The organism is Pelomonas sp. KK5 (assembly GCF_001984095.1).
Classification (GTDB): domain Bacteria; phylum Pseudomonadota; class Gammaproteobacteria; order Burkholderiales; family Burkholderiaceae_C; genus KK5.
The window spans coordinates 1-3,185 of record NZ_LYVQ01000392.1 but is presented as its reverse complement, the minus strand read 5'-3'; the positions used below and the strand labels follow the sequence as shown (position 1 = coordinate 3,185).

The window sequence follows — 3,185 nt, the reverse complement described above, 5'->3', positions numbered from 1 at the left end:
CCGTCGAAGCCCCGCTGGCACTGGCCGGGGCGCTGCTCGCTAACGCCGATCCTCAGCGCATCCTGCTGGTCGACTGCCTGACGTTGTGGCTGACCAACTGGCTGATGCCGATGAACGGCGCCGCCGACGAGCAGGCCTGGCAGCGCGAGCGAGCGGCCCTGCTCGACGCCCTGCCCCGCCTGCCCGGCCCGGCCCTCCTCGTCTCCAACGAGGTCGGCTGGGGCATCTCGCCGATGACGCGCGAGGCTCGCCACTTCGTCGACGAACTCGGTCGCCTGAACCAGGACGTGGCTGCCCGCTGCGCCACACTCACGCTGATGGTGGCCGGCCGGCCCCTCGAGATCCCCGCATGAAACGTCGCCTGTTCCTGTCCGCCCTGCTGCTGCTGACGCTCATCCCGAGCGCACACGCCTACGAGCTGAAGGACGACCTCGGCCGCACCAGCCAGTGGTCCGCGCCGCCGCGCCGCATCGTCAGCATGGTGCCCTCGCTGACCGAGTCGGTCTGCGAGCTGGGCGCCTGCGGCAAGCTCGTCGGCGTTGACCGCTATTCCAACTATCCGGCCGCCGTCAACGCACTGCCCAAGCTGGGCGGCATGGACGACACCAACGTCGAGATGATCGCCGCGCTGAAGCCCGACCTGGTGCTGGTGGCGCCGTCCTCGCGCGTGGCCGAGCGCTTGCAGTCGCTGGGCCTCACCGTCGTGGTGATGGACAGCAAGTCCTACCGGGACGTGCAGCGCGTGCTCGCCAAGCTGGGCACGCTGCTGCAGGTCGGCGATGCGGAGCGGGTCTGGCGACGCATCGAGGCGGGCGTCGGCGCCGCGGCGCAGAGTCTGCCCGAGAAGGCCCGCGGCGTGCGGGTCTACTATGAGGTGGCCAGCGGTCCTTACGGCGCCGGCGAGTCCTCCTTCATGGGCGAGATCCTGAGCCGGCTCGGCGCCCGCAACATCCTCCCTGCCAGCATGGGCCCGTTCCCGAAGATCAATCCGGAGTTCGTCGTCAAGGCCGACCCGCAGGTCATCATGATGGGCCAGCGCGATGCCGCGGGCGTCGTCGACCGGCCGGGCTGGCAGCGCATCTCGGCGGTGCGCGACAAGCGCATCTGCGTCTTCACCCGGGAGGAGGGCGACGTGCTGGTGCGGCCCGGCCCGCGCCTGGCGGAAGCGGCGCAGATCATGGCGCGCTGCCTGCGCGAGAGCGCCGCCCCGAAATGACCCGGCCCACGCCCCTGCTGGTCATCCTGCTGCTGCTCTCGGCCGCGCTGCTCGTGCTGGGCATCGCCATCGGCAGCACGGGCTTTGCGTGGGCCGACGACGAGATGGCCCGCCAGATCATGTGGGAGATCCGCCTGCCCCGCTCGCTGGGCGCCTGGTGCGCCGGCGCGCTGCTGGGCCTGGCCGGCGCGATCGCGCAGGGCCTGTTCCGCAACCCGCTGGCCGACCCGTATCTGCTCGGCGGCGCGGCCGGCGCGGGCCTGGGCGTGGCGCTCTCGCTGACGGTGTTCGGCAGCGCCATCGGCACGTCGATCGGCTTGCACAAGCTGGGCCTGTCCAGCGCCGCCTTCCTCGGCTGCCTCGCCGGCGTGCTGCTGACGCTGATGCTGGCCCGCGGCGCGGAGCACACGCTGCGCCTGCTGCTGGCCGGCGTGGTCGTCGGCGTCGTGCTGACCGCGGGCACCAACCTGCTGATGCTGATGAAGGCCGACATCATGCGCGAGATGCAGGCCTTCCTGCTCGGCTCGACCGGCCTGCTGGGCTGGCCCGGCGTCACGCTGATGAGCGGCGCGCTCGTGGTCAGTCTGGCCATTGCGTTAGGCGGCAGCCGCGCGCTCGATGCGCTGACGCTGGGCGAGGCCACCGCGCAGTCGCTGGGCGTGCGCCTGGGCCTGATGCGCATGGTGCTGATCGCGGCCTTCGCCGTGGCCACCGGCACCGCGGTGGCTCAGGCCGGCATGATCGCCTTCGTCGGCCTGGTGGCGCCGCACCTGGTGCGCAACCTCTGCCCGACCACCCACGGACGGCTGCTGCTGCTCTCGGCCTGCACCGGCGGCGCCCTGCTGCTGGCGGCCGACATCGTCGCGCGCTGGCTGCTGGCGCCGCAGGAACTGCCGGTGGGCATCGTCACCTCGATCGTCGGCGGCGTGTACCTGCTGGTGCTGATGAACCGCAGGCTGCGGAGGCAGTCATGAACAGTGATGAGACGCTGCTGATGACGGCGCTCAGCTGTTCGCTGCGCCGGGTCGAGCTGCAGGGCCACGAGATCCTGCACGACGTCGCGCTGGAATTCCCGGCGGGCCGCTGGACCGCCATCGTCGGGCCCAATGGCGCCGGCAAATCCACGCTGCTGCGTGCCCTGGCGGGCCTGCTGCCGGCGGATGGCCGCCTCGACCTGCAGGGCCGCCCGCTGCGCGACTGGCCCGCCAAGGAACGCGCCCGCACCATCGCCTGGCTGGGCCAGAACGAGAGCGGCGCCGACGACCTCACGGCGCTGGACGTCGTGCTGCTCGGCCGCCTGCCGCACCAGGCCTGGCTCGCCGCGCCCGACGAGGCCGACCGGCTCGCGGTGCGCACGGCGATGGAGCAGACCCAGTGCTGGTCCTGGCGCACGCGGCGCCTGTCCACCCTCTCCGGCGGCGAGCGGCAGCGCGTGCTGCTGGCCCGCGCGCTGGCCGTTCAGGCGCCGCTGCTGCTGATGGACGAGCCGCTGGCCCACCTGGACCCGCCGCACCAGGGCGACTGGATCGGCATCGTGCGCCGGCTGGTGGCCGACGGGACCACCGTCGTCAGCGTGCTGCATGAGCTCAACGTCGCCCTGAGGGCCGACGAGCTGGTCGTGATGGCCAACGGCCGCGTGCAGCACCACGGCGCACCCGACAGCCCCGCCACGCACGCCGCGCTGCAGAAGGTCTTCGACCAGCGCCTGACGCTGCTGAAGATCGAGTCGCAATGGCTGGCCCTGCCGCGGATCGACTGATGATGATGATGAACGCGCTGGCCATCGCGCTCGCGCTGGGGCTGGACCGGCTGTTCGGCGAGCCGCCGGCGGCGATCCATCCTGTCGTCGGCATGGGCCGTTACCTGAGCGTCATCGGCGCGAGGATCGAGCGGCTGCGGCCGGCGCCCGCCTTCATCGGCGGCGCGCTGGCCTGGCTCAGCGGTGCAGCCCTCGTCGGCGCGCTTGCCT

5 protein-coding genes are annotated in these 3,185 nt (G+C 72.3%); all 5 read left to right on the top strand.

Annotated features, from left to right (window positions below; genetic code table 11):
* The coding region (locus B0W88_RS30805) for a bifunctional adenosylcobinamide kinase/adenosylcobinamide-phosphate guanylyltransferase (protein ID WP_198937989.1) at positions 1-353 on the top strand (353 nt) is incomplete at its 5' end.
* Positions 350-1,216 (top strand): ABC transporter substrate-binding protein, encoded by an 867-nt coding sequence (locus tag B0W88_RS30800; protein WP_077038295.1) that lies wholly within the window; start codon positions 350-352, stop codon positions 1,214-1,216. The genes B0W88_RS30805 and B0W88_RS30800, both read left to right, overlap by 4 nt.
* Positions 1,213-2,190, top strand: a complete 978-nt coding sequence (locus B0W88_RS30795) for an iron ABC transporter permease (protein WP_077038294.1) — start codon at positions 1,213-1,215, stop codon at positions 2,188-2,190. Before B0W88_RS30800 ends, B0W88_RS30795 begins: the two co-directional genes overlap by 4 nt.
* Complete coding sequence (locus B0W88_RS30790; RefSeq protein ID WP_369973968.1) at positions 2,187-2,975, top strand: ABC transporter ATP-binding protein; 789 nt, start codon at positions 2,187-2,189, stop codon at positions 2,973-2,975. The genes B0W88_RS30795 and B0W88_RS30790 overlap by 4 nt, the downstream gene beginning before the upstream one ends.
* Positions 2,975-3,185: cobalamin biosynthesis protein (locus B0W88_RS30785; RefSeq protein ID WP_144007101.1), on the top strand; the 211-nt coding region annotated here is incomplete at its 3' end. The genes B0W88_RS30790 and B0W88_RS30785, both read left to right, overlap by 1 nt.

Excerpts from the sequence above, each read along its gene's own strand:
- B0W88_RS30800 (WP_077038295.1), top strand. The coding sequence starts at position 350 with ATGAAACGTCGCCTGTTCCTGTCCGCCCTGCTGCTGCTGACGCTCATC.
- B0W88_RS30795 (WP_077038294.1), top strand. The coding sequence starts at position 1,213 with ATGACCCGGCCCACGCCCCTGCTGGTCATCCTGCTGCTGCTCTCGGCC.
- B0W88_RS30790 (WP_369973968.1), top strand. The coding sequence starts at position 2,187 with ATGAACAGTGATGAGACGCTGCTGATGACGGCGCTCAGCTGTTCGCTG.